This window comes from Aurantimicrobium sp. (genome assembly GCF_036667855.1).
GTDB lineage: Bacteria > Actinomycetota > Actinomycetes > Actinomycetales > Microbacteriaceae > Aurantimicrobium.
Window position 1 is genome coordinate 1 of the sequence record NZ_JAVWTF010000005.1, and the last position, 25529, is coordinate 25529.

Genomic DNA, 25529 nt, shown 5'->3' on the forward strand with positions numbered 1-25529 from the left:
GGCGCGGGTGTCACCCGAGCAGCGCAGGCCGATCATTGCTTGGCGGTAGAACCCCAGTTGCATGGGGTCGGTCACAGCGACCACCTGCATCACGCCGGCATCTGTCAGCTTCTGCACGCGCTGGCGCACAGCAGCCTCCGAGAGACCTACCGCCTTGCCAATTTCGGCATAGGAGCGACGACCGTCTTCTTGCAGCTCTTCAATGATGGCCTTGGACACATCATCGAGCTGCGCGGCGCGAGTCTTAGAGTTCATGGGGTTGATTCTGACAGGAAAAAACACCCGAAGCAAGTGAAACCGCACATTTATGTGGATAAAACTACGAAATCCTCAGAATTACCCTTCTTTTACTATCGGTTTTCGCCTTATGCTGGGTTCATGAGTACTCACGCATTGAAGAACTTCATCAACGGCCAGTTCGTCGAATCCACCACAGACGAGCGTCTGGACATCCTCGACCCCGCCACCGAAGAGGTCTATGCCACTAGTCCCGTCTCTAGTGACAAGGATGTTGCCGACGCCTACGGCGCCGCGGCAACAGCATTTGAAGCATGGGGCGAGACCACCCCGAGTGAGCGTTCCCTGGCCCTGTTCCGCATTGCAGATGCGATGGAGTCCCGTGCTCGTGAGTTTGCCGAGGTGGAATCTAAAGACACCGGTAAGCCACTCGAGACGCTCGTGGAATACGAAATCATGCCCTCAGTGGATCAGATTCGTTTCTTTGCCACCGCAGCACGCCACCTGGAAGGTAAGTCTGCCGGCGAATACATGGCCGATCACACGTCCATGATTCGCCGCGAACCCATTGGTGTGATCGGACAGGTCACGCCCTGGAACTATCCGCTCAACATGGCGGTCTGGAAGTTCGCTCCGGCTATTGCGGCGGGTAACACCATCGTGCTCAAGCCCTCTGACACCACCCCTGCCTCCACGATGTTGCTGGCAGAGATGGCATCTGAATTCCTGCCCGCCGGTGTCTTCAACGCTGTGATGGGTAACCGTGACACAGGTAAAGCCATGGTGGAGAACAAGACTCCCCAGATGATCTCCATCACCGGTTCTGTTCGTGCGGGCATGGAAGTGGCCAAGAGTGCAGCTACCGATCTCAAGCGCGTCCACCTCGAACTTGGCGGCAAGGCCCCTGTCATCGTCTTCGACGATGCAGATATTCCTTCTGCCGTCGAGGGCATCGTCGGTGCCGGATACTTCAACGCTGGCCAGGACTGCACCGCAGCAACACGTTTGCTCGTGCAAGAAGGCATCTATGACGAATTCATGGCAGAGCTGGTGAAGTATGCGCGTGCGAACGCCATCACCGGTTCACCGCTGGATGCCAACACCATGTTTGGTCCCGTCAACAACGTGAACCAGCTGGCTCAGGTGCAGGGCTTCATTGAGCGTCTGCCAGATAACGCCACCATTGAACTTGGTGGCAAGCGTCAAGGCACCACCGGCTACTTCCACGAAGCCACAATTGTTTCTGGCCTCAAGCAAACAGATGAGGTTATCCAGAACGAGATCTTCGGGCCAGTTATGACGGTGCAGAAGTTCACTGACGAAGCTCAGGCACTGACCTGGGCGAACGACGTGAACTACGCCTTGGCTTCTTCGGTGTGGACACAGAACCACGGCCGCGCCATGCGCATGGCAAAGAAGCTCGACTTTGGGTGCGTGTGGATCAACACGCACATTCCCATTGTTGCTGAGATGCCTCACGGTGGCTTCAAGCACTCCGGATACGGCAAGGACCTCTCTGGATACGGATTTGATGACTACACCCGCATCAAGCACGTGATGAGCTACATCGGAAACTAAGCCGGAGTAATTCCGAGGTTTATTCCTGCACGACTGGGCCCGCTGTGAGCAATCACGCGGGCCAGTTCTGTAATGGCCTGTGCTGCAGGATCTGCAGGGTTGGAGAGCACGATCGGGGTTCCCTCATCGCCGCCTTCACGCAGACCTAGGCTCAGTGGAATCTTGGCAAGAACTTCAACTGCCTTGTCTTGACCAATGCTCAGCTCGTTGGCAACGGTCTCTGCACCACCCTCACCAAAGAGAGCGAGAGCTGAACCATCTGGCAGAACAAGTGGACCCATGTTTTCCACGACGCCCAAGATGCGTTGGCCAGTCTGGCGGGCCACGACGCCGGCCCGCACAGCAACCTCACTTGCTGCAGTCTGGCCCGTGGTGACCACGAGCACTTCAGCGTTGGGAAGCTGTTGGCCCACGGTGATGGCCACATCACCGGTGCCAGGAGGCAGGTCTAGCAACAAGAAGTCGAGGTCGCCGAAGTAGACATCGGTCAAGAACTGGGTGATGGTGCGTTGCAGCATGGGTCCGCGCCAGGCCACGGCCGCATTGGCGTTCTCCACAAACATGCCAATGCTGATCACCTTCACGTCGTGGCCAACCGGGGGCACAATCATGTCATCCAGACGTGTGGGCTTTACTGCCACACCATCGGGAGCAAGACCCATCAGCGCGGGGATGGAGAAGCCATAGACGTCGGCATCCAGGATGCCGACACGAAAACCTTGCTGTGCTAGAGCAGCTGCCAGATTCGCGGTCATGGTGGACTTTCCCACACCACCTTTGCCACTGGTGACGGCAATAACGCGCGTGAGCGTTCCTGGGCCAAAGGGGTTTTGCTTAGGTCCACCAGGACGCAGTCGTCCCAGCAGCTCAGCACGTTCTTCTGCTGTCATGACCTGAACATCAACAGTGACATCCTCGATGCCCGAGACGCTCAATGCTGCAGCACGAACGTCGCTTTCAATTTTCTGCGCTGCCGGGCAGCCCGAAATAGTGAGACGCACCTCAACTGATGCCGTGTTGTTCTCTGTCGAAACAGAACCAATCATGCCGAGTTCACCTAGGCTGCGGCGAAGCTCGGGGTCGATTACTGCCCCCGCAGCCTCACGAACGAGCTCTGTGTGATTACTCACGTGCTACTTGGCAGAACGAGTGGCAGGACGCGTTGCGGGCTTCTTTACAGGAGCCTTAGCCGCAGGCTTCTTGGCAGCAGGCTTGGCAGGTGTTTCATCCTTCTCGAGTTCCTCGAGCAGGGCACGCAGTTCAGCCTTGATGAAGTCCTTGGTGGCCATGTCTTTCATTGCCAGACGCAGTGCAACAACCTCACGGGCGAGGTATTCAGTGTCGGCAAGGTTGCGCTCAGCACGCTGGCGGTCCTGCTCGAACTGAACGCGGTCGCGGTCATCCTGGCGGTTCTGTGCCAACAAGATCATGGGAGCTGCATAGGACGCCTGCAGTGACAGGATCAGGGTCAGTGCCGTGAAGCCGATGGCATAGGAGTCAAAACGCCATGCCTCGGGAGCAAAAGTGTTGAACAACATCCACACCACAGCGAAGATGGTGAGCCCGAGCAGGAACCAGGGAGTACCCATGCCTCGCGCAATGGTTTCGGTGAATCGACCAAAGCGATCGCGTGAACGCGAAGGACGTGGGTTCAGCGCGCTGAAACCTTTGGGGGAGTCGAAGCTTTCATCGTGACGGTTGCTTCGTGCCATGTCAGCCCCTCCTTCCTCGGGTTGCGGGCTTTGCTGCAGGAGCAGCACTCTTCTGTGCGGGACGCTTCTTCGGCGCACGTTTACTCATCGCTGCAGAAGCAGGAGTGTCTTCGTCGTCGTGACTGCGCCAGTCATCAGGGAGCAAGTAGTCGAGCACGTCATCGACGGTGACCACGCCGACAAGGCGGTGGTTTTCGTCAATCACGGGAACAGAAACCAGGTTGTAGCTGGCAAGAATACGGGAGACCTCTGCGGCAGGGGTGTCTACCGAGATGGGCTCAAGACCAGGGTCAATGAGAGCGCCCAGGCGCTCGTGTGGTGGGTAGCGCAGCATGCGCTGGAAGTGAACCATGCCCAAGAAGCGTCCGGTGGGGGACTCATAGGGAGGCAGCGTAATGCAGACTGCTGCTGCCAAGGCAGGTGCAGTCTCATTACGGCGAATCATGGCCAAACCTTCGGCAACGGTTGACTCAGCAGAGAGAATGATGGGCTCAGGGGTCATCAAACCACCCGCAGTGTCTGCACCGAAGCTGAGCAGCAGACGAACGTCGTCTGCTTCCTCGGGCTCCATCAGCTCAAGGAGGTGTTCACCACGCTCTTCGGGAAGCTGGGCAATGAGGTCCGCCGCGTCATCGGGCTCCATCTCATCGAGAACGTCCGCAGCACGCTCGTCGTCGAGCTGCGCCATGATTTCAATCTGGTCGCTCTCGTCCATCTCTTCGAGAACGTCAGCAAGACGGTCGTCGGGGAGCTCTTCAGCAACCTCGAGCATGCGCTCCTGTGGCAGATCCAGCAGAGTGTTGGCCAAGTCAGCAGGACGCAGTTCAGAGTAGGACGCAATGAGGGCTTCGGCAGACTGTGGTTCGCCCGCTTCGGTCTTCTCGGTAATCAGCGACCAGGGAACAAGTGCAGTGGGGCCCTTAGCAAAGGGAGCACCTGCTTGGCGGGGGCGGCGCACAAAGAGCTGAGAGATTGCCCACTCGCCGGGACCGGTCTCTTCGATAGCAGCGTCTTCGATTTCGGCTTCGCCGGAACCGTCGTTGAAGGTGACCTTGCGGCCTAAGAATTCAGCCAACAGGCGGACTTCGCCACCGCGCTGTTCAAACTTGCGGTCAGAGATAGGACCGGTGGTGATGACCTGGCCGCTGCCAATGCTGGAGACGCGGCCAATCGAGATAAACACACGACGCTTACCTGGAAGTTCAGCCAGCAGACCAACCACGCGGGGAGCATTGTCCTTGCGGTACACCACGAGGACATCACGAATACGACCCAGGCGGTCACCCGCGGGGTCGAAAACGCCGCTGCCTGTCAGGCGCGCTACAAATACTCGTGTTCCAGTCACGTCTCTAACCTACCCGTTAAGCACTGTTTGCGCCCCTTGTGGAGGCGCAAACAGTGTGTGAACAGTGTTGTTTAGATCAAGGCATCGCTGAGGTGATTGGGGGTTCCAAAGCGGTGCGCGGTGATGCTCACAGCCTGCTCGCGCAAGAAGGGGAGCATTTCGATGCGGCCTGCCAGAAGCACAGGACCTGCATAGACGGCCACATCAGGGCGACCGTTGGTTGCCGCGGTGACCTGTGCTGCGGAGCCTCCAATCAGGCGGATGCGAGCATTGGTTAGATCCAACTCGTTCAGGCTAGAAAGCCAGGAGCCGTCTGAACGCTGGTCAACGCGAATACCGGTGGCTTGCAGTGCCCAGAGGTAACGCTCACCAAGGTTTGCAGGTACCGAGATGGTGAAGTTAGATTCTGCACGCATGGCGGCCAGCACCACGCGGAAGAGTTCAACTGGGTTGCCTGCTTCCATGAGGCGAATCTGGGTAGGCACCGAGCGGTAACGGAAGACGTTGCGCTCCACACCCAACTGGGACACATCGATTGCCTGACCAAACTCAGTTGACCACGAGAACTGGTCCAGGCTTGCAGCCTGGCGAACCCACGCCAGCTCGCCACCATTGAGTGTCTCCGAACGCTCGATGGCGTCAAGAAGAGTGAGCACGTGCTTGGAGATGGGAGCCTGGCCGATGTCTGCTGTGGCAGCAATTTCCCAGTTCCCGAGACCAAAGAGGTAGTTGGGGCCACCTGCCTTTGTGCCAGCACCCACAGCAGACTTCTTCCATCCACCGAAGGGCTGGCGCTGCACAATGGCACCGGTAGTGCCACGGTTGACGTAGAGGTTTCCAGCCTGAATGGTGTCCAGCCACAGGCCTACTTCGTCAGCATCCAGGGAGTGGATGCCCGAAGTGAGGCCGTAGTCAATGGCGTTGACCAATGCAATGGCTTCTTCAAGCGTGCGGGCAGTCATGATGCCGAGCACAGGGCCGAAGTATTCGGTGAGGTGGTATTCGCTACCGGCCTTCACGCCGTCGCGCACACCAGGAGACCATAGCTTTCCGGTTTCATCGAGCTGTGTGGGCTCAACGAGCCACTTTTCACCCTTGCCCACTGAGGTGAGCGCAGAAAGCAGCTTGCCCTTCGCTGGTTCAATGATGGGACCCATCTGGGTGGTGGCGTCCTGGGGGTAGCCGACCTTGAGGCTAGAGACGCCATCGATGAGCTGGTTGCGGAAGCGCTGTGAGGTAGCAACCGAACCGACCAGAACAACCAGGGAGGCAGCAGAGCACTTCTGACCTGCGTGACCGAAGGCCGAGTAAATGACATCCTTGGCTGCCAGGTCAAGGTCAGCACTCGGGGTGACAATAATGGCGTTCTTTCCGCTGGTTTCTGCGAGGAGTGGAAGGTCATGACGTAGTGAACGGAACAGCTCAGCTGTTTCGTAGCCACCGGTGAGGATCACGCGGTCAACGCGAGGGTCCGAGACGAGCTTGCTGCCGAGGGCGCGGTCTCCCATGTTGACCAACTGGAGAGCATCGCGAGGAACACCTGCCTCCCAGAGTGCTTCCACCATGACCGCACCACAACGACGAGCCTGGGCTGCGGGCTTGATAATCACAGGTGAACCTGCTGCTAGAGCAGCCAAGGTTGAGCCCGCAGGGATAGCAACGGGGAAGTTCCAGGGTGGAGTGACCACGGTCAGGCCAGCAGGAACAAACTCAGCTCCAGAGATGCGACCGAGCTTCTTGGCCTGCTCGGCGTAGTAGTGAGCAAAGTCAATGGCCTCGGTGACCTCAGGGTCAGACTGGTCAAGCGTCTTGCCGGTTTCGCTGGCCGCTACTTCCATCAACTCTGCACGGCGCGCTTCGAGAACTTCACCGGCACGGTGAAGGATCTCAGCACGCTCTTCTGGCGAACGAGTGCGCCACGAAGCACCAGAACCGGTTGCGGTGGCAAAGACAGCCTCGAGTTCAGCTTCAGAGTTGACGGTGTGTGTGGCCACGGTGTCATTGCCCAGCTGTGAGGTGGCGATGCGAGAAAGGATGCCATCGCCCCAGGCGCGGTTAGCCGCAATCGCAGGGTCTGTGTCTGCTGCGTTCTCGAAACGGTCGGTGGGCATGGGCTTGGCTGGCTTGGTGCGGTCCTGCACGCGGTGTGAAGCAGGGACGGTGTCATCCAGCTCAGCCAGTGAGTTCAAGAAACGAGTTTGTTCGCGTTCGAACAGTGCTTCATTCGCGGAGAGTTCAAACACCGCCGACATGAAGTTGTCCTGAGACGCGCCTTCTTCGAGGCGTCGGATCAGGTAGGCAATGGCAACGTCAAACTCGGCCGGGTGAACAACGGGTGTGTAGAGCAGGAGTCCGCCCACGTCCTTCTTGACGGCTTCGGCCTGACCCTGGGCCATACCGAGGAGCATCTCGAATTCAATACCGGACTGAACGCCACGCTTGCCGGCAAGAAGCCAGGCGTAGGCCACGTCAAAGAGGTTGTGACCGGCAACACCGATGCGGACGTTGCCAATGCGGTCAGGGTGCAGGGCGTAGTTGATCACGCGCTTGTAGTTGGTGTCGCTGTCCTGCTTGGTGTGCCAGGTAGCCAGTGGCCAGTCGTGCAGAGCAGCCTCGACACGCTCCATGGGGAGGTTGGCGCCCTTCACGACACGAACCTTGATGCCTGCACCGCCGCGTGCGCGGCGAGCAGTAGACCATTCCTGGAGCTGGATCATGGCGGCGAGGGCATCAGGCAGGTATGCCTGGAGCACAATGCCAGCCTCGAGGTTGAGAAGTTCAGGACGGTCCAAGATGCGGGTAAAAACCGCAATGGTGATGTCGAGATCCTTGAACTCTTCCATGTCCAAGTTGATGAACTTAGGGCTAGCGCTCTCGGCGGCTAAGTGGAACAGGGGGAGAAGGCGATCAACCACGTGCTCCACGTCCTGCTCAAATGCCCAGGCAGAGTGAGGAGCAACAGTGGAAGACACCTTGATGGAGACGTAGTCGACATCATCTCGAGCGAGAAGGGCACGAGTTCCTTCGAGGCGGCGAGCAGCTTCGCGCTCGCCAAGAACAGCTTCACCCAGCAGGTTGACGTTGAGGCGAACACCGGGCTTGCGTAACTTGGCAATAGCTCCACCGAGCTTGGCATCGGTGGCGTCCACGATGAGGTGGCCGACCATGTTGCGCAGCACCTTGCGAGAAATGGGTATAACTACACCAGGAAGAATCGGAGCGACCAGCCCACCCACGCGCACTGCAGCGCGCATATACCAGGGCAGGAATGCAGGAACCTTGGGGGCGAGTTCCTTGAGATTACGCGCAGCAACACTCAAGTCTTCGGGGCGAACCACGCCATCCACGAACCCGACGGTGAAGGCAAGACCGTTGGGGTCCTTGAGCACACCGGCCAGCATGACGGCGCTGGAATCAACGGGGAAACCCTGTGCTTCGGTCAACCATTTGCGAACTAATGCAATGGAATCTTGGGCAAGTTCAGGCGAGAGAGCATCTGCGGTCATGTTCTTAGTCTGGTACCCAAAAGACTTAAGATAAAGCGCACATTAGTTACTAATACTCATTAGAATTACTTAACCTTTAAAGGAGTGCCATGCTCGACCTCAGACGACTCCGTCTCCTGCGTGAAGTCAAGCTTCGTGGCACCCTCGCCGAGGTGGCAGAAGCGCTCAACTACAGCCCCTCTGCTGTATCCCAGCAGCTTGCCCTGTTGGAAAAGGAAGTGGGTATTCCCCTCCTTCGCAAGTCTGGTCGCCGCGTCACCCTGACGCCCCAGGCCGAGATCCTTGTAGCCCACACTTCAACCGTTCTGGAAGTGCTTGAACAAGCAGAAGCTGAGGTCACCACCTCGCTCGAGCGTCCAGCAGGTTTGGTGCGTTTGGCGGTATTCCAATCAGCAGCGCTTGCGCTTCTTCCTGATGCGTTGACTCTTGTTCGGAGCGAATACCCAGAGATGCGGTTGGAAGTAACCCAGCAAGAGCCTGAAGCCGCCCTTCACGCCACCTGGACTCGTGACTTCGACCTCGTTGTTGCTGAGCAATACCCCGGCCATGCTGCTCCTCGTCATCCTGAGCTCGACCGTGTTGATCTGACCACCGATCCCATTCGCTTAGGCGTCACCAAGAAGCTCGTTGCTGAACACAACATCAAGGCCTTGGCTGACACTGCTGGTCTGCCCTGGGTGATGGAGCCTCGTGGCACGGCATCCAGGCACTGGGCTGAACAAGCCTGCCGACAGGCAGGGTTTGAGCCAGATGTGCAATTCGAAACGGCAGATATTCAGGCACACATTCGTCTCGTGGAGTCCGGCAATGCTGTGGCCCTGCTGACGGGTCTGGCATGGGTGGGTAGACCTGTGACTGTGGAGCTCATCGACCTGCCTGGTAACCCTCGAAGGACAGTGTTTACCGCAGCTCGTCGTGCCAGCGCCAAGAGCCCGGCCATTGTGGTGTGCCGAGACGTGCTGGCCCGCACAGCAGAGATAATTACTTCGACCGAAGAATAGTTCTCGTCGGGGATTTCCACGCCCACCACAGCAATGGAAGCTGCAGTGGAATGCGGACCCAGGCAATCACCGTGAGCACGGTGTTGTCAGAGCTCAGTTGATCGAAGGCGAACCAAATGTTGGCAGGCCACACCGCCAACAAGGTGAGAACTGTCAGCATAGGAGCCCAGTTCCAGCGTTTGAGCAGTCCCAGAACACAGGTCAGCTCCACGACACCGGAAACATAGACCAGAGCAAGATTCGTACTCTCACCGAGCTCCGGTGGCATCAGCCACATGAAACCACCGGGGGAGACCAGGTGCAGAACGCCACTGACCGTAAACAGCGCAATGACAATCCAACTACCGACACCGCGCTGGGTCATGGCTACTTCCTCTTTTTCTTGGCTAGGGCGTCAGCTTTGATCTGAGCTGCCTTCTGTGCCTTTGCAGCAGCGGCATGGGGTGCAAGCCATGCCTCCACGTCATCAGCGGTGCGAGGCAAAGCAATGGTGAGGTTCTCTGCACCGGTGGCAGTGACCAGGATGTCATCCTCGATGCGCACGCCTATGCCGCGGTATTCCTCAGGCACGGTCAAGTCATCAGGCTGGAAGTAGAGCCCGGGCTCGATCGTGAAGATCATGCCTTCCTTCACGATGCCGTCCATATACATCTCACGACGAGCTTGTGCACAGTCATGCACATCAATACCCAAGTGGTGACTGGTGCCATGAACCATGTAGCGGCGGTGGTGACCATTTTCGGGAAGAAGTGCTTCTTCTGCCGTCACAGGGAGCAGGCCCCACGCGGCTGTCTTTTTCGCAATGACACCCATGGCGGTGTTGTGTACGTCACGGAACGTGATGCCGGGCTTCACTATGGCGAAGGCAGCATCTGCTGCTTCGCGCACAGCTTCATACACCTTGCGCTGAATCGGTGTGAAGGTGCCATCAACAGGCAGGGTGCGGGTGACATCGGCGGTGTAGTAGCTGTCTCGCTCGACTCCAGCATCAATCAAGATGAGGTCGCCGTTGTTGACCACACCATCATTGGTCACCCAGTGCAGGATGCAGGCGTGTGCGCCGCTGGCGGCGATCGTGCCATAGCCCACCCCATTACCTTCAAGACGTGCACGTGAAGCAAATGCGCCCTCAACAAGGCGCTCGCCGCGCTTGTTGCCGGCGATAGCGGGCAACACACGAGCGATATCAGCGAACCCGCGAATGCTGGAGGCAACCGCTTCGCGCATCTCGTTGATTTCATATGCGTCCTTGACCAAGCGCATTTCAGAGAGGTCCTGAGCAAGGTCTTCGGGAAGTGCCGTCACTTCAGCATCCTTGGCAGGAAGTTCATCCAGGTGGCGGGTGGCAATTGCGAGATCACCCGCAACCTGCGCAAGGGAAGGTCGTGGACCAATCCAGAACTCACCAATGTCGCTATTGGCATAGAACTCGTCAGAGTCTCGCCCCGCGCGCTCGCGGAAGTAGAGAGTGGCTTCGTGACCTGATGCTGTGGGTTCCATCACCAACACAGAGTCAGGTTCACTGTCGGAACCCCAGCCGGTCAGCCAGCTAAAGGCCGAATCAGCCCGGAAGGCATAAAAGGTGTCATTGCTGCGGCGTTTCATAGCGCCAGCAGGAATGACCAGACGCTTGCCTGGATATTTCTTGCTCAGTTCAGCACGACGTGCTGCGGCATAGGAAGCCTGTTCGCGAGGTGCGGGAATTTCTTCAGCACGGTCAGCCCACTGGCTGGAGATGTAGTGCTTAAAGGTGTCAGATCCAGGAGTTGTTGAGCGGTTCTCTGTGCCTTTAGGGACCTCGTGGGTGGCTTCCTCAGCGTTCATGCTTCCAGTCTGTCACTGCTGGGAGCAGAAAGTAGGAGTTGTCCCCAGCCGGGCATAGAGTGAAAGGGTGGAAGCATTCTTGAGAGCCCAGGGTCCAATAGACCTTCACCTCCACAGCAATGTCTCCGATGGTACCGGATCCCCTACCGATGTTGTTCGTGAAGCACATGCTGCCGGTGTTCGCACCATGGCTCTCACTGACCACGACACTGCAGCGGGCTGGGATGAAGCCCGGGAAGAGTGCCTGCGCCTAGGGATGACATTTATCCCCGGCATGGAGTTCAGCTCGCGCATTGAACATGGCAGCATCCACATCCTGGCGTATCTGATTGACCCCAACTTCGCTCCGCTTGCTGAGGAACTGGACAAACTTCAAAATGACCGCGAGAACCGTCTTCGCCAGATGACGGAGAACGTCAGTGCTGACTATGACATCACCTGGGACCACGTGATGGAGCAGGTTGCTGCCTCAGGTAAATCACTGGGGCGCCCTCACCTGGCAGATGCTCTCGTTGCGCAGGGCATTATTGGTGAACGTAGTGAGGCTTTTGATGGCATCTTGTCCAAGAATGGCCCCTATTACGTCTCGCAATACGCGTTAGATCCCGTCTCTGCCGTGAAGCTCATTCGAGCTGCCGGTGGCGTTCCGGTGATGGCTCACCCCACCACCAGGGGGCGCGTGGCACCGATGGAATACATCGACCGTCTCATCGAGGCTGGTCTCGGTGGCTATGAAATTGAGCACAGAGAAAACATGGAGCCGGGGAAGACCATCTTGCGCGAAATCTGTCTCGAACGCGGGCTGATCATGACTGGGTCAAGTGACTATCACGGCACGGGTAAGCCCAACCAGCCAGGGGAGAACACCACTTCACCTGAGATGCTCGCCAAGATTATTGAGCAGGGAACAGGCGCTTCGCCCAGTTATCCGGCGTAGAAGGTGCCTTTGCCCTTCACGGCAGAGGCAATGCTGGGGATTTTGCCATCGCCATAGGCGGCAACGACTTCTGAAATGACTACTTCGTAACCGTCATACCAGCGCTGAACACCGGCCTTCGCGCTGAGGTGATCGGGAAAGCGCGAGAACTCTTTCAGAGTCTCTTTATCGGCGAAGTAGTAAATGGAGTTCTTCACGCCACCTTCGGGTGCGAGCCAGCGCTCAACACCAAGATAGCCAGGCATCGCCTGAACGAATTCTTCAATGGCGTCGTCGAGACGGTAGAACTCGTCATCGTAGGTGCCGGGTTTGAAGATGAACTGTGCAGAGAACATGTTTCAGTTCTACCAGCTGATCAGAGCAAATTGATTGGGTCCAATAGCTATCAATGCGCAATAGATAGCAAAGATGGCTGCAATGACGCCCAAGATTTGGAACTGGTGATCCATGGTGAAGCGAAACAGATTCGTGAGCTGAACATTGCCCTTTTCGCCGCGGAACAAACGCCACAGCGGTGGCAGCAGCACAGGCACCATCGCCACGATGTAGACAAGTAACACGGTGGGCAGCTGGAGCCACCAGGGAACATCCGCTGCTGTCACATCGTGAATAGCGGGCACCAACATGGCAAAGCTGGTGATGTCTTTAATGCTCAAGGCAAAAGCGAAAGCAAAGAAGGTGACAGTCTTGGCTTTTGCAATGCGGTGCGTCAGTCCTTGTTCTGCCTTCTTGGCCAAATCAGGGTGGGGAATAAACAGCCACACAGCAATACCAGTCAGCACCACAGCTGCCGTGGACCAGACAATCCCACCAATAATGTCGGGGGAGTGAGGTGCTGGTTTGGGCAGAGAAGCGAAACCTGCCGTCAGCAAAATACACGCCAGCAAGAAGGCGCTACCGGAACCGGTAGCCACCGCAATGCTGCGTCTAATCCACTTCGAGGAACTGGTGGAAAGAAGTTGAAGGCCCAGAAGCGACGGAGTGAACGAAGCACCGATGGCGAGCGGAATAACCCGCACCAACAGCTCTACTTCGGCCACTCCGATGTTCATGGAGAAACTACTTATGCTCCGCCGAGACCTGGACCGCGACGACGGTTACGGGTGCGGGTGCGCGACGGGTTGTTCCCGTCGTGGTGTTCGTCTCCGCGACCATCGTGTGCTCCACCGGCAACGCCATGGGTGCCCTCGGGGCTGACGTGCTTGGGTGGGTTGTTGGTGCGACGGCGGTTACGATCGCCAGAACCTTCACGCTTTTCACCCTCGCGCTGACGACCGGTGTGACCTTCGGCGGTCTTGGTGGGAGGAGTGGACTTGAGGCGACCCTTGGCATCGGTGGGGATGTTCAGGTCGGTGAAGAGGTGAGGGGATGACGAGTAGGTCTCGGTGGGTTCTGGCTGACCGAACTCGAGAGCCTTGTTAATCAAGGCCCACTTGTGCAGGTCTTCCCAGTCCACGAAGGTCACCGCGATACCGGTCTTACCGGCACGGCCGGTACGACCCGCGCGGTGCAGGTAGGTCTGGTCTTCGTCAGGGATGGTGTGGTTGATCACGTGGGTCACGTCATCAACATCGATACCGCGAGCAGCAACGTCAGTTGCAATAAGAATTTCCTTCTTGCCCGACTTGAACTGGGCCATGCCACGTTCACGCTGCTCCTGGTTGAGGTCACCGTGCACGGCAACAGCGGGGAAGCCCCGGTCGGTGAGCTCTTCCACCAGGCGTGACGCTGCACGCTTGGTGCGGGTAAAGATGACGGTCTTGCCGCGGCCTTCAGCCTGGAGAATACGAGCAATGACCTCGTCCTTATCCATGTTGTGGGCGCGGTACACCAGGTGCTTAATGTTGGCCTGAGTAAGACCCTCATCTGGATCGGTGGCACGAATGTGGATGGGGTTGTTCATGAAGCGACGAGCCAAGGCCACGATGGGGCCAGGCATGGTTGCTGAGAACAGCATGGTGTGACGCTTGGGAGGAGTCTGCGAGAAGATCTTCTCGATGTCGGCCAAGAAGCCCAAGTCAAGCATCTTGTCTGCCTCATCGAGAACGATTTCTTCGATCTCAGAAAGAGAAAGTAAGCGCTGGTTAGCGAGGTCAAGCAAACGACCGGGGGTTCCGACGACGATTTGAGCGCCAGCCTTGAGCTGCTCTACCTGGCCCTCGTAGGACTTGCCACCATAGATGGAAACAACCTTGGTCTCACGGTTGGAAGTGGCTAGTTCCATGTCTTCAGCAACCTGAACGCACAGTTCACGGGTGGGCACAACAACAAGCACCTTCACACCGGGGCCGGGGTTGGTTCCGAGGCGCTGAATGATGGGCAAACCAAAGCCGAAAGTCTTACCAGTACCGGTTTTGGCCTGTCCGATGATGTCCTGACCGCCCAAAGCGAGGGGGATGGTCTGCTCTTGAATGGGGAAGGGTTCAAGAATTCCCTTTGAAGCCAACGCTTCAACAATGTCAGCGTCGATATTTAAATCTGCAAAAGTCACGTAGGTGCCTGTCGTGTAAAAAGGTTCTACGCCTTTTCATTCGTCACACAGGCGTAGGGCTACCGATCCGTTGCCGGTAGCGACGTAACAAGCCTATCTCGCCTCGCTCGTATGCCGGTTTAGGCATAGGCTTGATACGTGGTCTTTTCTTGGTTTGGCATGCGTAAGCGCAGAGTCGTTGCGCCTACCCTCAAACCTCGTCAAGAGAAGGTTGAACGCGAAGACAAGGTCGACCTCAAGGACATGTCTCCTGATGTTGTGCCCTTCGTGGCGCAGGTTGCCTACTTCGAGCTCGCTGTCTTTGAATCATTGACGCGCGCTGTCACCGCTGCCCCCACCCTCGCTGCCAAAGAGGGTTTGAGTGCAGCAGCTGGTGAAGTTCTGGCTAAACACCACGGCCTCGTTGCTGAGCTTCGCAAGAAGAAGGTGGATCCTGCCGAGGCTATGGCGCCTTTTGCACCAGCCATTGACAAGTTTGAAGAGCTCACTGGTGGACGCGACTGGTATGAGATGCTGCTCGGTGTTTACCTCACCGCAGGTTTCTTGGATGACTTCTTTGTTCGTTTGGTGCCCAGCCTGCCTAAGGCACTTGCTGGCCGCGTAGAGATCTTGTTGGAAACAGATCGTTCTGCAGAAGTAATCGTTGCTTTGCTCAAGGAAGGCATCGAAGCAGATCCCACCCTGGCGTCACGCCTGGCTGTGTGGGGACGCCGCCTTGTGGGCGACACTCAGCTTGTTGCGCGCTCTGCCCTGCTCATGTCTGACAACCGTGCAGACGACGAACAGCGCATTGAGCCTGTCTTCACAGACCTCATTGCAGCGCACTCGCGCCGAATGGATGAACTAGGGCTGACTGCCTAGTTCCACTTTCCCGTCAAGGGAGTATTAGCCAACGAAGCCGATACGACGGTTCTGGTCAGAGCCGAGCTCGACGAACGCAATGTTGGCAGATGCGACAAGGTAAACCTTGCCCTTGTCGTCCGAAAGCTTGAGCACGGAGGACGTTCCGCTCAGGGAGTTCGCAACGAGGGTCTCAACTTCAGCAAGAGACTGCGAGGTTTCCAGACCAATCTCACGAGATGTGTTGATCATGCCAATGCGAATTTCCATGTGAAGACCTTTCGTAATCCGAACAAGCCAACACTATGACAAAAAGCGGGGCCCACCATATCGGTGAGCCCCGCTTTCGCGCAGAGAGTAAACAATGTTGACCGTTCGGAGTGATAAGATTGCGCTATGGCAACTCCTGCTCAGGCCGAAGGTGGCATCCTTTCAGGAATACGAGTTCTCGATTTTTCTCGTGTCCTTGCCGGCCCCTACGCCACGATGACATTGGCTGACTTTGGTGCAGATGTCATCAAAGTGGAAAGTGCCGAAGGTGATGACACCCGTGGCTGGCGTCCACCCGTGGACGAACAGGGTGTCTCGACCTATTTCTCGAGTGTGAATCGCAACAAACGTTCGGCGATCATCGACCTGCGCACAGCCGAAGGTAAGGCTCAGGCTCAAGAACTTCTTGCCACCGCAGATGTGGTGATTGAAAACTTCCGCCCTGGGGTTATGGCCAAACTGGGTTTCAACTTCGAGGAAGCCCAGAAGATCAATCCGGGAATCATTTATTGCTCCATCACCGGGTTTGGCTCTGGAAAAGGTGCCAGCCTTGCTGGCTATGACCTCTTGGTTCAAGGCCTCGGTGGTCTGATGAGTGTTACGGGCTCACCTGAGGGTGGGCCCACCAAAGTGGGCGTGGCCTTGATTGACATCATGACGGGCATGAATGCGGTGCAGGGAATCTTGCTTGCACTCACTGCTCGTGCCAATGCCGAACCCGGTCAGTGGAAAGGTCAACTCATCCACGTTGACCTGATGACCACCCTGTTGGCTGCCATGACAAACCAAGCATCAGCCGCACTGAATGCAGGAGTGACTCCTGCCAGGTTGGGCAATGCCCACCCCAGCATTTCTCCCTATGAGCTCTATGACGCTGAAGATCGACCACTGCTTATCGCGGTGGGTAATGACAAACAGTTCCACACTCTGGTTCGATTGCTGGGTGTTGAACAGCTAGCTACTGACCCTCGTTTTGCTGATAACCCCAGCCGTGCCACGCACCGAGAACAACTTCGAGAACTCCTCGAAGAGGTGCTCATGACGAAGCCAGGTGCGCACTGGGTGGAGCTACTGAGTGCTCAGGGCGTTCCTTCCGGGTTGGTCAACACCCTGCCAGAAGCTTTTGATTTTGCTGACTCGCTCGAGCTGGATGCCGTGGTGGAGATACCCACCGCTGATGGTGAACACACCTATCGACAGGTTGTGAACCCCATCCATATCCCTGGCCGAGGGGCCAGTTACAGGCTTGCTCCGCCCTCGCTGGGAGAGCATAGTGAAGATGTCCGCTGGCTCGATGAGAAGCCTTCGGATTAACAGGTAAGGAAAACAATGAGTACTACTGAATTCCCGGATGTTTCTGTCATGGATGAGGTCTTCGACCTCCACGCGCTTCTGCAGCCAGACGAAATCGAATGGGCTTTGAAGGCTCGCAGATTCGCTCAGACTCACATACGTCCGGTCATTGAGGACGACTTCGACAAGAAGTACTTCCGCAAGGAACTCATTCCCCTCATTGCTGAGCAGGGCTTCCTCGGCATGCACCTCAAAGGCTATGGCTGCGCTGGGGCATCAGCTGTGAGCTACGGCCTGGTCTGCCTCGAGACAGAGGCTGTCGACAGCGGGTGGCGCACCTTCATCTCCGTCATGGGGTCACTCGCCATGTCAGCGATCTACAAATACGGCACGGAAGAGCAGAAGAACCATTGGCTGCCTCAGATGGCCAAGGGTGAGAAGCTCGGCTGCTTCGGCCTGACCGAACCTCAGGGCGGAAGTGACCCTGCCAACATGCTCACCACCGCCACCCAGGTGGGCGACACCTGGGTGATCAACGGTGCCAAGCGCTGGATTGGTCTGGCAACCTTGGCAGACCTCGCCATCATCTGGGCCATGACCGATGACGGCGTTCGCGGCTTCATCGTTCCCACCGACACCCCGGGCTTTAAGGCCACCGCAATCGACGGCAAGCTTTCTATGCGTGCCTCGATCCAGTGTGAGATTGAACTCGACAATGTGACCCTGCCCGCAGATGCAATCCTGCCGGGTGCCAAGGGTCTTTCTGGTCCCTTCGGCTGCCTCAACGAGGCTCGTTACGGCATCATCTGGGGTGCCATGGGGGCTGCTCGTGCCTGCCTTGATGCTGCGATTAATCGCTCGAAGGACCGTGAGGTTTTTGGCAAGCCCATCGGGTCTTTCCAGCTGACCCAGGCCAAGCTCGCGGACATGACACTCGAATACGAGAAGGGTGTTCTGCTCGCTCTTCACATCGGCCGTCAAAAGGACGCTGGAACGCTCAACATTGCTCAGATCAGTGTGGGCAAACTCAACAGTGTGCGTGAGGCTCTCAAGATTGCGCGCGAAGCGCGCACTATCCTCGGTGGCGACGGCATCACTGGTGAATTCCCCGTCATGCGTCACATGGCCAACCTGGAATCTGTGCGCACCTATGAGGGCACCGATGAGATTCACCAGCTCGTGGTTGGTCGAGCATTGACAGGACTCAACGCCTTCAGCTAAAGCTTTACAGCCCGGGGTAGTCCTCGTTGTAGGCATCGAGGACTGCTTCGATGGGTCCATCGAGTTTGAGGGATCCCTTGTCGAGGTAGAGGCCGCGTGTGCAGAAACGCTCGAGGTCTCTCTCATTGTGAGAGACGAAGAAGAGAGTGCGGCCTTCGGCGAGCATCTCTTCGATGCGGACGTAGCACTTGTTCTTGAAGGCCTTATCGCCCACGGCAAGAACTTCGTCCACGAGCAGGACTGGTTCTTCCAGGCTCGTGACCACTGAGAATGCCAAGCGCACCTTCATGCCGCTGGAGAGGTGCTTGTAGGGGGTATCGAGGAAGTCTTCAATCTCGGCGAATTCGATGATGTCATCGAACTTTGCCGCGACCTGCTCACGAGTCATACCGTGCAGGCCTGCGGTGAGATACACGTTGTCTCGGACCGTGAGGTCATCGACGAATCCACCGGTGATTTCAATGAGGGGAGCAACGCCCGCATTGACGTTGACGTCACCCTCATCGGGGATGAGTACGTTAGCCACCAGCTTGAGCAGTGTCGACTTGCCCTGACCATTACGCCCCACCACGCCGATGGCTTCACCAGGGTGAACCTCAAAGCTGACGTGCTGGAGAGCCCAGAACTCGTTGGGCTTAGAACGACGTGCCTTGGTGGAGAACAGGTCCTTGAAGGAGCGACGCCCCTTGTGGTTGCGACGGAAGCGGATGCCGGCGTCGGTGACAGTAATCACAGCGGAAGAAGTCATTAGATCTCCTTCAATACAGAGCGCTCAGCACGTTTGAAGACCCACAGTCCCACAGCCAATATTGCGAGAGACATGGTGGCAGAAATGCCCACAACTGCCCAGTTCAGTTCTTCGGGGAAGAACGCTGCGCGATAGAGATCAAAGATGCCTGCAAGAGGGTTGAAAGCTGCCCACGGCTGGATTGCAGCAGGTAGATCACCGAAGGCATAAATAATCGGCGATGCATAGAACAAGAAGCGCAGCACCAACTTGATGGCGCGTTCCAGGTCCCTGAAGAACACCACCAGTGGTGCCACGATCAGGCCGATACCGAAGGTGAGGATGGCTTGCACAAGGATAGCCAGAGGGAAGAAGACAACTTCCCAGCTGAGTTGAGCTCCGGCAAATACGGCAAACAAGGCGAGGACCGGAAGTGCAAACAGGAACTCAATACCCTTGCCCAACACAATGCTGGCAACCCAAATGCTGCGGGGGATGGCTGTGGAGCGAACAAGCTTGGCGGACTTCAGGAAAGCACGTGTCGAGTCCGAGACGGCACCGTTGAACCACATCCACGGCAGGAGTCCCGCCAGCAGGAAGACAATGTAGGGCTCTGTGCCGGCAGCGCGCTGGAACACCTGGGTGAAGATGAGCCAGTAGATGCCACTCATGATCAGTGGATCAAGAATCGACCAGAGATATCCCAGTGCACTGGTGGAGTAGCGAACCTTGAGGTCGCGACGAGTCAGCAGCCAGAGGGCATGGCGATAGCGCGCGAAAGAAGACCGTTGATACGGTGACTGTTCCACAGATGCGCTCACGAAATACGAGCCTACGGCTAGTTAGAGCCTGAGGGGTTAAACGAAGAGGTTGGCGCGCTCGAGGTCCTCAGCGAAGTCGATTTCGACGGCGTAGAGGTCAGAGATGTCAACAGGCTCAACCAAGACACCGTCCTGCTCGATAGCGAGCTCAAGGCCACGCTCGAAGTAGTCCTGGTCGTTCACCTTGGTGAGCTGACGCAGCAGAACTGCCTTGTCCTTAGCGGAGATGTAGTTGATACCTACTGCCTCGCCCAGGCCGCCCTTGACGGTCTTGGAAAGTTCCTTGATGTAACCCTCGGCAGTGGTGGTGTACTTGACCTCTTCGTCTGAGACGGAAGAAGTGTTCACAGAGACGAAGGACTGGTCGCGCACGATCAGTTCAGATGCACGCACGAGAGCTGCGGGGTCGAAGACCACGTCACCGTTCATCCATAGAACGCCACCCGTGCTGGATGCACGCAGTGCGCGCATGAGCGACTTGGAGGTGTTGGTGGTGTCGTACTGCTCGTTGTAAACAAAGTTCACGTCGGGGAAAGCCTCGATGATGTGCTCGAGCTTGTAGCCGACAACAACAGTGATGTGTGCGTCTGCACCGAAAGCGAAGCGAATGTTTTCCATCTGCTGCTGCATGATGGTGCGACCGTCGCTGAGTTCAGTCAGGGGCTTAGGAAGTGAGCGGCCCAAACGGCTACCCATGCCTGCAGCAAGAATGACAACCTGCGTAGTCACGATAAATCTCCTTGTGTGGTGTATTCGATGCACCAGGGAAGAAAGCAAAACGGGCATCAGAAAATGTCGATAGATACGACACCCCGTTATGTCTCCTTCAGTTTACCCGGCGTTTACCCGAAAAATCCAGACATTTCGGCACTTTGTTGCTCATTCGTGTCCATTTTCACAGGGTTCACTCAGGGGGCTTCCGCCTCATAGAATTGGCATATGAGCTCGACATTCCCTGATGGCACTCCACTGGAGACCGGTGGCGGCACCGCAACCCTGGACCGTGAGCTCGAAGAACTCCTGCGGAATGAGCAGTTAGAAGATGGCGATCACGATCGTTTCTCTCACTACGTGAAGAAAGACGACATCTTGAAGTCGGCTCTCTCGGGCAAACCCGTCAAGGCTCTCTGCGGAAAAAAGTGGACTCCGGGTCGTGACCCCGACAAGTTCCCGGTCTGCCAGACCTGTAAAGACATCTACGAGAAGATGGCGAATGACTAGCGGGAAGTTCAACCGCAACGCCCCCATCGGTGTCTTTGACTCCGGAGTTGGTGGCCTCACCGTTGCCCGGGCAATCCGTGACTCTCTGCCTCACGAATCGATCATTTACATCGGTGACACCGCTCACTCGCCCTATGGCACCAAAAGCATCGCGGATGTCCGCACGTATGCCCTGAATGTGCTTGACAATCTGGTTGAGCAGGGCGTCAAGATGCTGGTCATTGCTTGCAACACCGCCAGTGCTGCCATGTTGCGCGACGCTCGTGAGCGTTATGACGTTCCTGTAGTGGAAGTGATTCAGCCTGCGGTGCGCGGTGCGCTCGCTGCGACGCGAAACAACCGCATTGGTGTGATTGCCACTGATGCCACCATTACCTCTCGTGCCTACAACGACGCCTTTGCCGCAGCACCTCATCTCGAGCTCTTCACCCAGGCAGCACCTCGATTCGTTGAATTTGTTGAAGCAGGCCAGACCAGCGGTGCTGATGTTCTTCGGGTTGCCCGTGAATATCTGCAACCCCTCATCAAGGCAGATGTCGACACCTTGGTCCTCGGGTGCACCCACTATCCCTTCCTGCGCGGTGCTATCTCCTATGTCATGGGAGATCACGTTCGACTGGTAGCCAGCGACAACGAAACAGCTAAGGACGTTTACCGCGAACTGGTGAACCGAGAGCTTGACCGCGTAGACCCCACACCTCCCACCTATCGCTATGAAGCAACTGGAGATAACACCGCAGAGTTCCTGCGTTTGTCCTCGTTGTTCCTTGGCCCCCAAGTCCTCACCGTGGATTACACCCCCACCGGTGCTATCGAACTTCCCCTCACCTAAAGGAACCCATGTCAGAGAACATCACACGTGCCGACGGCCGCGCCGTTAACCAGCTCCGCGAAATCACTATTGAGCGCGGCTGGAGCGAACAAGCTGAAGGTTCCGCGCTGATCTCCTTCGGAAAGACCAAGGTGCTGTGTACGGCTTCCTTCACCAGCGGCGTTCCCCGCTGGATGACCGGCAAGGGCAAGGGTTGGGTCACCGCCGAATACGCGATGATTCCTCGCTCCACCAACTCTCGAATGGACCGTGAAGCAGTCAAGGGCAAGATTGGTGGTCGCACCCATGAGATCTCGCGTTTGATTGGTCGTTCGCTGCGTGCCGTGGTCAACACTAAGGCCCTCGGTGAAAACACCATCGTGATCGACTGCGACGTTCTCCAGGCAGATGGTGGCACTCGCACCGCAGCCATTACCGGCGCCTATGTTGCGCTCGCCGAAGCCATTCAGTGGGGCAAAGACAACAACCTCATCCCCAAGAGTGCAGAACCCCTCATTGACAGCGTTGCCGCAGTCTCGGTGGGCATCATTGATGGCACCCCCATGCTCGACCTCGCCTATGTCGAGGATGTCCGCGCAGAGACCGACATGAATGTCGTGGTCACTGGTCGCGGTCTGTTCGTTGAAGTTCAGGGCACCGCCGAAGGCGCTCCCTTCGACCGCAACGAGCTCACCGCTCTTCTTGATCTGGCCGTTGCCGGTGCTGAAGACCTCACCAACTTCCAGCGTCAGGCACTTGCCTAACTCATGAACACCTTCGTGCTCGCCACCCACAATCAGCACAAGATTGAGGAATTCAACGCGATACTTGGCGAGCTCGTTCCCGGCATTAACGTCATCGGTTATGACGGTCCTGAACCCATTGAAGATGGAGTGAGCTTTGCCGAGAACGCGCTGATCAAAGCGCGTGCGGCGGCAGCACACACCGGTCTTCCCTCACTCTCTGACGACTCGGGCATTTGTGTTGATGTTTTGGGTGGCATGCCCGGAATCTTCTCGGCACGCTGGGCAGGCAATGCTAAAGACAACGCTGCTAACGTGCAACTGTTGCTGGATCAAATGAGCGATGTGCGAGACGGTGACCGTGGAGCTCACTTCACCTGCCACATCGCTGTGGTGATTCCTGAGACCCAGGAAGAGTTTGTCGTGGTGGGGAACTGGCCCGGCACCATTGCCCGTGAGGTTCACGGTGTGAACGGTTTTGGCTATGACCCTGTGTTTATTCCTGAAAGCTTTGAGGTCACGGCAGCCATTCTGGATCCGGCTGAGAAAAACAAACTGAGCCACCGCTCTCGCGCATTGCAGGCGTTAGCTGACAGACTCAGCTCATGAATGATTTAGCTGGCGCACGAATTCTCGTTACTGGAGCCACCGGAGCTCTGGGCTCACGTATTGCCGGGCACCTCGCAGCGCAGGGTGCTCAGCTGGTGCTCACCGGGCGTGACGCAGACAAACTGCAGGCCCTAGGAATTCCCGCAGAACTGTTCACTCTTGATCTCTCTCTGCCTGGTGCTGCAGCGTCACTGATTCAGACCGTAACGTCAGCAGGTCAGCTTGACGGCATTGTTGCCGCGCATGGTGTGGTGGCATTTGGCCCTGTTGCCGAGCTTGATTCTCAGACACTTGGCTCCTTGCAGGCATTGAACCAGACCAGTCCCATTGAACTCATCACCTCCGCCATCCCCGCGCTGTTAGCGTCCAAAGCAGCAGGCCGGGAACCGTTTGTGCTCACCATCTCTGGTGTCATCGCAGATATGCCCACGGCAGGCATGGCGGCGTATGGCGCGAGCAAGGCAGGGCTGAAGTCCTTCGTCTCTGCCACGCAGCGTGAACTTCGCCGTGAAGGCATTCGTGTGCTGGACACGCGTCCACCTCACACCGAAACTGGTCTTGCATCCAGGGCTATTGCCGGTGTTACTCCCACGATGCCTCAGGGCTTAGATCCTGATGCTGTGGCTGCACGCATCGTGGCAGCCATCGTGAATGATGAAAAGGATGTTCCTGCGGAACTCTTTAGCTAGTTCAGATCGGTAGCGGTGCCAGAAATCTTCATTCTGGAACCACCAATGGTGAGCATGATGGAGCTGGGACGCCCCATGTCATCGCCTTGGAAAATCGTGACGTGGTCACCTGAACCATAGACACCTGTGTCGCGAAAGTAAGCACCCAGTGCGGCAGCGGCAGAACCGGTTGCGGGGTCTTCATAGATACCCACGGATGGTGCGGGGTTGCGTGAGTGCCATCTGCGACCGTGAGGGTCGCCCTCGTCGGGATAGGCCAGCTGGATGGTGGTCCAGCCGTGTTCCTTCATCAGGTCACCGAGCACATCAAAGTCGTAGTCCATCGAGGCGAGTGTCTCGCGGCTGTCTAAGACCAAGATGGGGTGGGCATTACCCACGAAGCCAACGGCAGGAGTGAAGCGGGTGTCCAGATCAGACTCATCCCAATCCAGTGCATCCAGGATGTCGTAGACCAGGTCGGGATCCAATGGCTGCAATGTTGCTGGGGGAGAAGTGAGCGTGGCAACGACGGAACGTCCTGCCACGGTGACATCAACTTCAACCGGGCCTGCATTGGTGCTCAGTTCATAGACTCCATCACCGTATTCGCGGCCCAACACAACTCCCGAAGCAATCGTGGCATGGCCACAGAAAGCAACTTCTGCTTCGGGGGTGAAGTAGCGAATCTGGTAGCTGTTCTCTCTGTCCTTGTGGGGAAAGAGGAAGGCAGTTTCGGAATACCCCACTTCGTGGGCGACAGAAAGCATCTCTGCATCGCTCATACCCTCGGCGTTGAGAACGACTCCGGCAGGGTTACCGCCTTCGGGGTCGTCGCTGAACGCAGTCAGACGCAACACCTCAGGAGCGGACATAGCTTTTCCTACTTCGTGGTGACGTCAGGCTCGTGCTGACCGTCGTGCTTCTGTGAGAACACGTCAGGCTTGAGAGCGAGCTTCTCTGCCTCGTCGTGAGTGACCTTGAGTGCTTCAGGGGAGTGCTTGTGTGCAGCTTCCTTCTTGGCACGACGAGCCTTCATCACGGCCTGGATGTAGTGGTAAACGCTGGGGATCAACACGATGACAACGACTCCGAGCAGAACGATGTCGATGTAGTCCTGAACGAATGCCGCGACGACGGGAATGTGTCCCACGCCATAACCCAGTGCGGTCAGACCGGAACCCCAGATGATGGCACCGATGAGGTTATAGAGGGTGTACTTTTTGTAGTTCATGTGACCCACACCAGCTGCCACAGGGGCGAAGGTGCGCACGACGGGCACGAAGCGAGCAATGATCACGGCTAGTCCGCCGTAGCGAACGAAGAAGCTGTTGGTGCGTTCGACATTCTTCTTACTGAAGAAGCCGCTCTCGTTTTTTTCGAAAATACTGGGGCCGAATTTATGGCCAATCAGATAGCCCACTTCACCACCGATGAAGGCGGCGGCGCTAATGGCAGCACACACAACAAAGATGTTCGCGCCGAAAGTGTCGGTGACGGTGAGGACACCAGCCGAGATGAGGAGGGTGTCTCCAGGAAGGAGAAACCCAACCAAGAGGCCGGTCTCAGCGAAGACAATGAATGCCACACCGAGGAGGGCATAAGGCCCAAAGCCGTCAATCAGGTTTGCAGGGTCAAGCCAGGGAATCAACGAGGTGTGCATAGTGGTTCCAGCCT

Annotated in this window: 27 protein-coding genes; 11 read left to right on the top strand and 16 right to left on the bottom strand. The window is 57.1% G+C overall.

Going from position 1 to position 25529, the window contains the following annotated elements; genetic code table 11:
* On the bottom strand, positions 1 to 255 hold a 255-nt coding region (locus tag RR877_RS02455; RefSeq protein WP_332627661.1), incomplete at its 3' end, for an AsnC family transcriptional regulator.
* Positions 256 to 378: 123 nt separating this feature from the next.
* Between RR877_RS02455 and RR877_RS02460 the strand changes: the two genes are divergently transcribed.
* Positions 379 to 1815: a gamma-aminobutyraldehyde dehydrogenase gene (locus RR877_RS02460; RefSeq protein WP_332618828.1), complete on the top strand. Its 1437-nt coding sequence runs from the start codon at positions 379 to 381 to the stop codon at positions 1813 to 1815.
* On the opposite strand, the gene RR877_RS02465 is transcribed toward RR877_RS02460, so the two are convergent.
* The 4 genes from RR877_RS02465 to RR877_RS02480 form a co-directional block, all read right to left on the bottom strand.
* On the bottom strand, positions 1812 to 2945 hold the full coding sequence (locus RR877_RS02465; RefSeq protein ID WP_332618827.1) for a P-loop NTPase: 1134 nt from the start codon (positions 2943 to 2945) through the stop codon (positions 1812 to 1814). The two genes, RR877_RS02460 and RR877_RS02465, sit on opposite strands and share 4 nt — an antisense overlap.
* Positions 2946 to 2948: 3 nt before the next feature.
* A complete protein-coding gene (locus RR877_RS02470; protein ID WP_332551361.1) occupies positions 2949 to 3527 on the bottom strand; it encodes a DUF1003 domain-containing protein in 579 nt (192 codons plus the stop codon).
* 1 nt (position 3528) lies between these two features.
* Positions 3529 to 4872 carry a CBS domain-containing protein gene (locus tag RR877_RS02475; RefSeq protein WP_332627662.1) on the bottom strand — a complete coding sequence of 448 codons (1344 nt, stop codon included), beginning with the start codon at positions 4870 to 4872 and terminating at the stop codon, positions 3529 to 3531.
* 71 nt (positions 4873 to 4943) lie between these two features.
* Positions 4944 to 8378, bottom strand: a complete 3435-nt coding sequence (locus RR877_RS02480; protein ID WP_332551363.1) for a bifunctional proline dehydrogenase/L-glutamate gamma-semialdehyde dehydrogenase — start codon at positions 8376 to 8378, stop codon at positions 4944 to 4946.
* 89 nt (positions 8379 to 8467) lie between these two features.
* Between RR877_RS02480 and RR877_RS02485 the strand changes: the two genes are divergently transcribed.
* On the top strand, positions 8468 to 9379 hold the full coding sequence (locus RR877_RS02485; RefSeq protein ID WP_332551364.1) for a LysR family transcriptional regulator: 912 nt from the start codon (positions 8468 to 8470) through the stop codon (positions 9377 to 9379).
* On the opposite strand, the gene RR877_RS02490 is transcribed toward RR877_RS02485, so the two are convergent.
* Positions 9360 to 9743, bottom strand: a complete 384-nt coding sequence (locus RR877_RS02490; RefSeq protein ID WP_332551365.1) for a hypothetical protein — start codon at positions 9741 to 9743, stop codon at positions 9360 to 9362. The genes RR877_RS02485 and RR877_RS02490 overlap by 20 nt on opposite strands.
* A 2-nt stretch (positions 9744 to 9745) precedes the next feature.
* Positions 9746 to 11203 carry an aminopeptidase P family protein gene (locus tag RR877_RS02495; RefSeq protein ID WP_332618826.1) on the bottom strand — a complete coding sequence of 486 codons (1458 nt, stop codon included), beginning with the start codon at positions 11201 to 11203 and terminating at the stop codon, positions 9746 to 9748.
* Positions 11204 to 11270: 67 nt separating this feature from the next.
* Between RR877_RS02495 and RR877_RS02500 the strand changes: the two genes are divergently transcribed.
* The gene (locus RR877_RS02500; RefSeq protein WP_332551099.1) at positions 11271 to 12140 is read left to right on the top strand and encodes a PHP domain-containing protein; all 870 of its coding nucleotides are present in this window, start codon (positions 11271 to 11273) and stop codon (positions 12138 to 12140) included.
* Here the strand turns inward: RR877_RS02500 and RR877_RS02505 are convergent.
* The 3 genes from RR877_RS02505 to RR877_RS02515 are packed head-to-tail and all read right to left on the bottom strand — an operon-like array spanning position 12128 to position 14631.
* Entirely contained in the window at positions 12128 to 12475 is a 348-nt protein-coding gene (locus RR877_RS02505) for a hypothetical protein (RefSeq protein ID WP_277495106.1), read from the bottom strand. The two genes, RR877_RS02500 and RR877_RS02505, sit on opposite strands and share 13 nt — an antisense overlap.
* 9 nt (positions 12476 to 12484) lie before the next feature.
* A complete protein-coding gene (locus RR877_RS02510) occupies positions 12485 to 13192 on the bottom strand; it encodes a hypothetical protein (RefSeq protein WP_332618825.1) in 708 nt (235 codons plus the stop codon).
* A gap of 11 nt (positions 13193 to 13203) precedes the next feature.
* Positions 13204 to 14631, bottom strand: a complete 1428-nt coding sequence (locus RR877_RS02515) for a DEAD/DEAH box helicase (RefSeq protein WP_110233933.1) — start codon at positions 14629 to 14631, stop codon at positions 13204 to 13206.
* A gap of 138 nt (positions 14632 to 14769) precedes the next feature.
* On the opposite strand from RR877_RS02515, the gene RR877_RS02520 reads away from it, so the two are divergent.
* Entirely contained in the window at positions 14770 to 15492 is a 723-nt protein-coding gene (locus tag RR877_RS02520) for a ferritin-like fold-containing protein (RefSeq protein ID WP_332627663.1), read from the top strand.
* A gap of 24 nt (positions 15493 to 15516) precedes the next feature.
* Here RR877_RS02520 and RR877_RS02525 read toward each other — a convergent pair whose 3' ends face one another.
* Complete coding sequence (locus RR877_RS02525; protein ID WP_332551102.1) at positions 15517 to 15741, bottom strand: DUF3107 domain-containing protein; 225 nt, start codon at positions 15739 to 15741, stop codon at positions 15517 to 15519.
* A 126-nt stretch (positions 15742 to 15867) separates the two neighbouring features.
* Here RR877_RS02525 and RR877_RS02530 point away from each other — a divergent pair, with 126 nt between their 5' ends.
* Both RR877_RS02530 and RR877_RS02535 read left to right on the top strand, forming a co-directional pair.
* On the top strand, positions 15868 to 17055 hold the full coding sequence (locus RR877_RS02530) for a CoA transferase (protein ID WP_332551103.1): 1188 nt from the start codon (positions 15868 to 15870) through the stop codon (positions 17053 to 17055).
* 15 nt (positions 17056 to 17070) lie between these two features.
* A complete protein-coding gene (locus RR877_RS02535) occupies positions 17071 to 18255 on the top strand; it encodes an acyl-CoA dehydrogenase family protein (RefSeq protein WP_277495112.1) in 1185 nt (394 codons plus the stop codon).
* Between the two features lie 4 nt (positions 18256 to 18259).
* Here RR877_RS02535 and RR877_RS02540 read toward each other — a convergent pair whose 3' ends face one another.
* From RR877_RS02540 to RR877_RS02550, 3 genes are read right to left on the bottom strand one after another with little or no spacing between them, the layout of a single operon-like run.
* Positions 18260 to 19003 carry an ABC transporter ATP-binding protein gene (locus RR877_RS02540; protein ID WP_277495113.1) on the bottom strand — a complete coding sequence of 248 codons (744 nt, stop codon included), beginning with the start codon at positions 19001 to 19003 and terminating at the stop codon, positions 18260 to 18262.
* Entirely contained in the window at positions 19003 to 19803 is an 801-nt protein-coding gene (locus RR877_RS02545; protein WP_332618824.1) for an ABC transporter permease, read from the bottom strand. Before RR877_RS02545 ends, RR877_RS02540 begins: the two co-directional genes overlap by 1 nt.
* Positions 19804 to 19839: 36 nt before the next feature.
* Entirely contained in the window at positions 19840 to 20532 is a 693-nt protein-coding gene (locus RR877_RS02550; RefSeq protein WP_110233916.1) for a phosphocholine cytidylyltransferase family protein, read from the bottom strand.
* A gap of 210 nt (positions 20533 to 20742) precedes the next feature.
* Between RR877_RS02550 and RR877_RS02555 the strand changes: the two genes are divergently transcribed.
* The 5 genes from RR877_RS02555 to RR877_RS02575 are packed head-to-tail and all read left to right on the top strand — an operon-like array spanning position 20743 to position 23876.
* Entirely contained in the window at positions 20743 to 21024 is a 282-nt protein-coding gene (locus RR877_RS02555) for a DUF3039 domain-containing protein (protein WP_110233914.1), read from the top strand.
* Positions 21017 to 21856, top strand: a complete 840-nt coding sequence (murI, locus tag RR877_RS02560) for a glutamate racemase (protein WP_332551106.1) — start codon at positions 21017 to 21019, stop codon at positions 21854 to 21856. Before RR877_RS02555 ends, murI begins: the two co-directional genes overlap by 8 nt.
* An 8-nt stretch (positions 21857 to 21864) precedes the next feature.
* Positions 21865 to 22599 (top strand): ribonuclease PH, encoded by a 735-nt coding sequence (gene rph, locus RR877_RS02565; RefSeq protein ID WP_110233908.1) that lies wholly within the window; start codon positions 21865 to 21867, stop codon positions 22597 to 22599.
* A 3-nt stretch (positions 22600 to 22602) separates the two neighbouring features.
* Positions 22603 to 23187, top strand: a complete 585-nt coding sequence (gene rdgB, locus RR877_RS02570; protein WP_332551107.1) for an RdgB/HAM1 family non-canonical purine NTP pyrophosphatase — start codon at positions 22603 to 22605, stop codon at positions 23185 to 23187.
* Positions 23184 to 23876, top strand: coding sequence for an SDR family NAD(P)-dependent oxidoreductase (locus RR877_RS02575; protein WP_332618823.1), 693 nt, complete (start codon positions 23184 to 23186; stop codon positions 23874 to 23876). Before rdgB ends, RR877_RS02575 begins: the two co-directional genes overlap by 4 nt.
* On the opposite strand, the gene RR877_RS02580 is transcribed toward RR877_RS02575, so the two are convergent.
* Positions 23873 to 24727, bottom strand: a complete 855-nt coding sequence (locus RR877_RS02580; RefSeq protein WP_110233902.1) for a PhzF family phenazine biosynthesis protein — start codon at positions 24725 to 24727, stop codon at positions 23873 to 23875. The two genes, RR877_RS02575 and RR877_RS02580, sit on opposite strands and share 4 nt — an antisense overlap.
* Positions 24728 to 24735: 8 nt before the next feature.
* Positions 24736 to 25515 carry a DedA family protein gene (locus tag RR877_RS02585; RefSeq protein WP_110233900.1) on the bottom strand — a complete coding sequence of 260 codons (780 nt, stop codon included), beginning with the start codon at positions 25513 to 25515 and terminating at the stop codon, positions 24736 to 24738.
* Between the last annotated feature and the right edge of the window lie 14 nt (positions 25516 to 25529).

Excerpts from the sequence above, each read along its gene's own strand:
- RR877_RS02510 (WP_332618825.1), bottom strand. The coding sequence starts at position 13,192 with ATGAACATCGGAGTGGCCGAAGTAGAGCTGTTGGTGCGGGTTATTCCG.
- RR877_RS02585 (WP_110233900.1), bottom strand. The coding sequence starts at position 25,515 with ATGCACACCTCGTTGATTCCCTGGCTTGACCCTGCAAACCTGATTGAC.
- RR877_RS02460 (WP_332618828.1), top strand. The coding sequence starts at position 379 with ATGAGTACTCACGCATTGAAGAACTTCATCAACGGCCAGTTCGTCGAA.
- RR877_RS02530 (WP_332551103.1), top strand. The coding sequence starts at position 15,868 with ATGGCAACTCCTGCTCAGGCCGAAGGTGGCATCCTTTCAGGAATACGA.
- rph (WP_110233908.1), top strand. The coding sequence starts at position 21,865 with ATGTCAGAGAACATCACACGTGCCGACGGCCGCGCCGTTAACCAGCTC.
- RR877_RS02485 (WP_332551364.1), top strand. The coding sequence starts at position 8,468 with ATGCTCGACCTCAGACGACTCCGTCTCCTGCGTGAAGTCAAGCTTCGT.
- RR877_RS02470 (WP_332551361.1), bottom strand. The coding sequence starts at position 3,527 with ATGGCACGAAGCAACCGTCACGATGAAAGCTTCGACTCCCCCAAAGGT.
- RR877_RS02555 (WP_110233914.1), top strand. The coding sequence starts at position 20,743 with ATGAGCTCGACATTCCCTGATGGCACTCCACTGGAGACCGGTGGCGGC.
- RR877_RS02525 (WP_332551102.1), bottom strand. The coding sequence starts at position 15,741 with ATGGAAATTCGCATTGGCATGATCAACACATCTCGTGAGATTGGTCTG.
- RR877_RS02575 (WP_332618823.1), top strand. The coding sequence starts at position 23,184 with ATGAATGATTTAGCTGGCGCACGAATTCTCGTTACTGGAGCCACCGGA.
- RR877_RS02490 (WP_332551365.1), bottom strand. The coding sequence starts at position 9,743 with ATGACCCAGCGCGGTGTCGGTAGTTGGATTGTCATTGCGCTGTTTACG.
- murI (WP_332551106.1), top strand. The coding sequence starts at position 21,017 with ATGACTAGCGGGAAGTTCAACCGCAACGCCCCCATCGGTGTCTTTGAC.
- RR877_RS02505 (WP_277495106.1), bottom strand. The coding sequence starts at position 12,475 with ATGTTCTCTGCACAGTTCATCTTCAAACCCGGCACCTACGATGACGAG.
- RR877_RS02480 (WP_332551363.1), bottom strand. The coding sequence starts at position 8,378 with ATGACCGCAGATGCTCTCTCGCCTGAACTTGCCCAAGATTCCATTGCA.
- RR877_RS02495 (WP_332618826.1), bottom strand. The coding sequence starts at position 11,203 with ATGAACGCTGAGGAAGCCACCCACGAGGTCCCTAAAGGCACAGAGAAC.
- RR877_RS02540 (WP_277495113.1), bottom strand. The coding sequence starts at position 19,003 with ATGACTTCTTCCGCTGTGATTACTGTCACCGACGCCGGCATCCGCTTC.
- rdgB (WP_332551107.1), top strand. The coding sequence starts at position 22,603 with ATGAACACCTTCGTGCTCGCCACCCACAATCAGCACAAGATTGAGGAA.
- RR877_RS02580 (WP_110233902.1), bottom strand. The coding sequence starts at position 24,727 with ATGTCCGCTCCTGAGGTGTTGCGTCTGACTGCGTTCAGCGACGACCCC.
- RR877_RS02535 (WP_277495112.1), top strand. The coding sequence starts at position 17,071 with ATGAGTACTACTGAATTCCCGGATGTTTCTGTCATGGATGAGGTCTTC.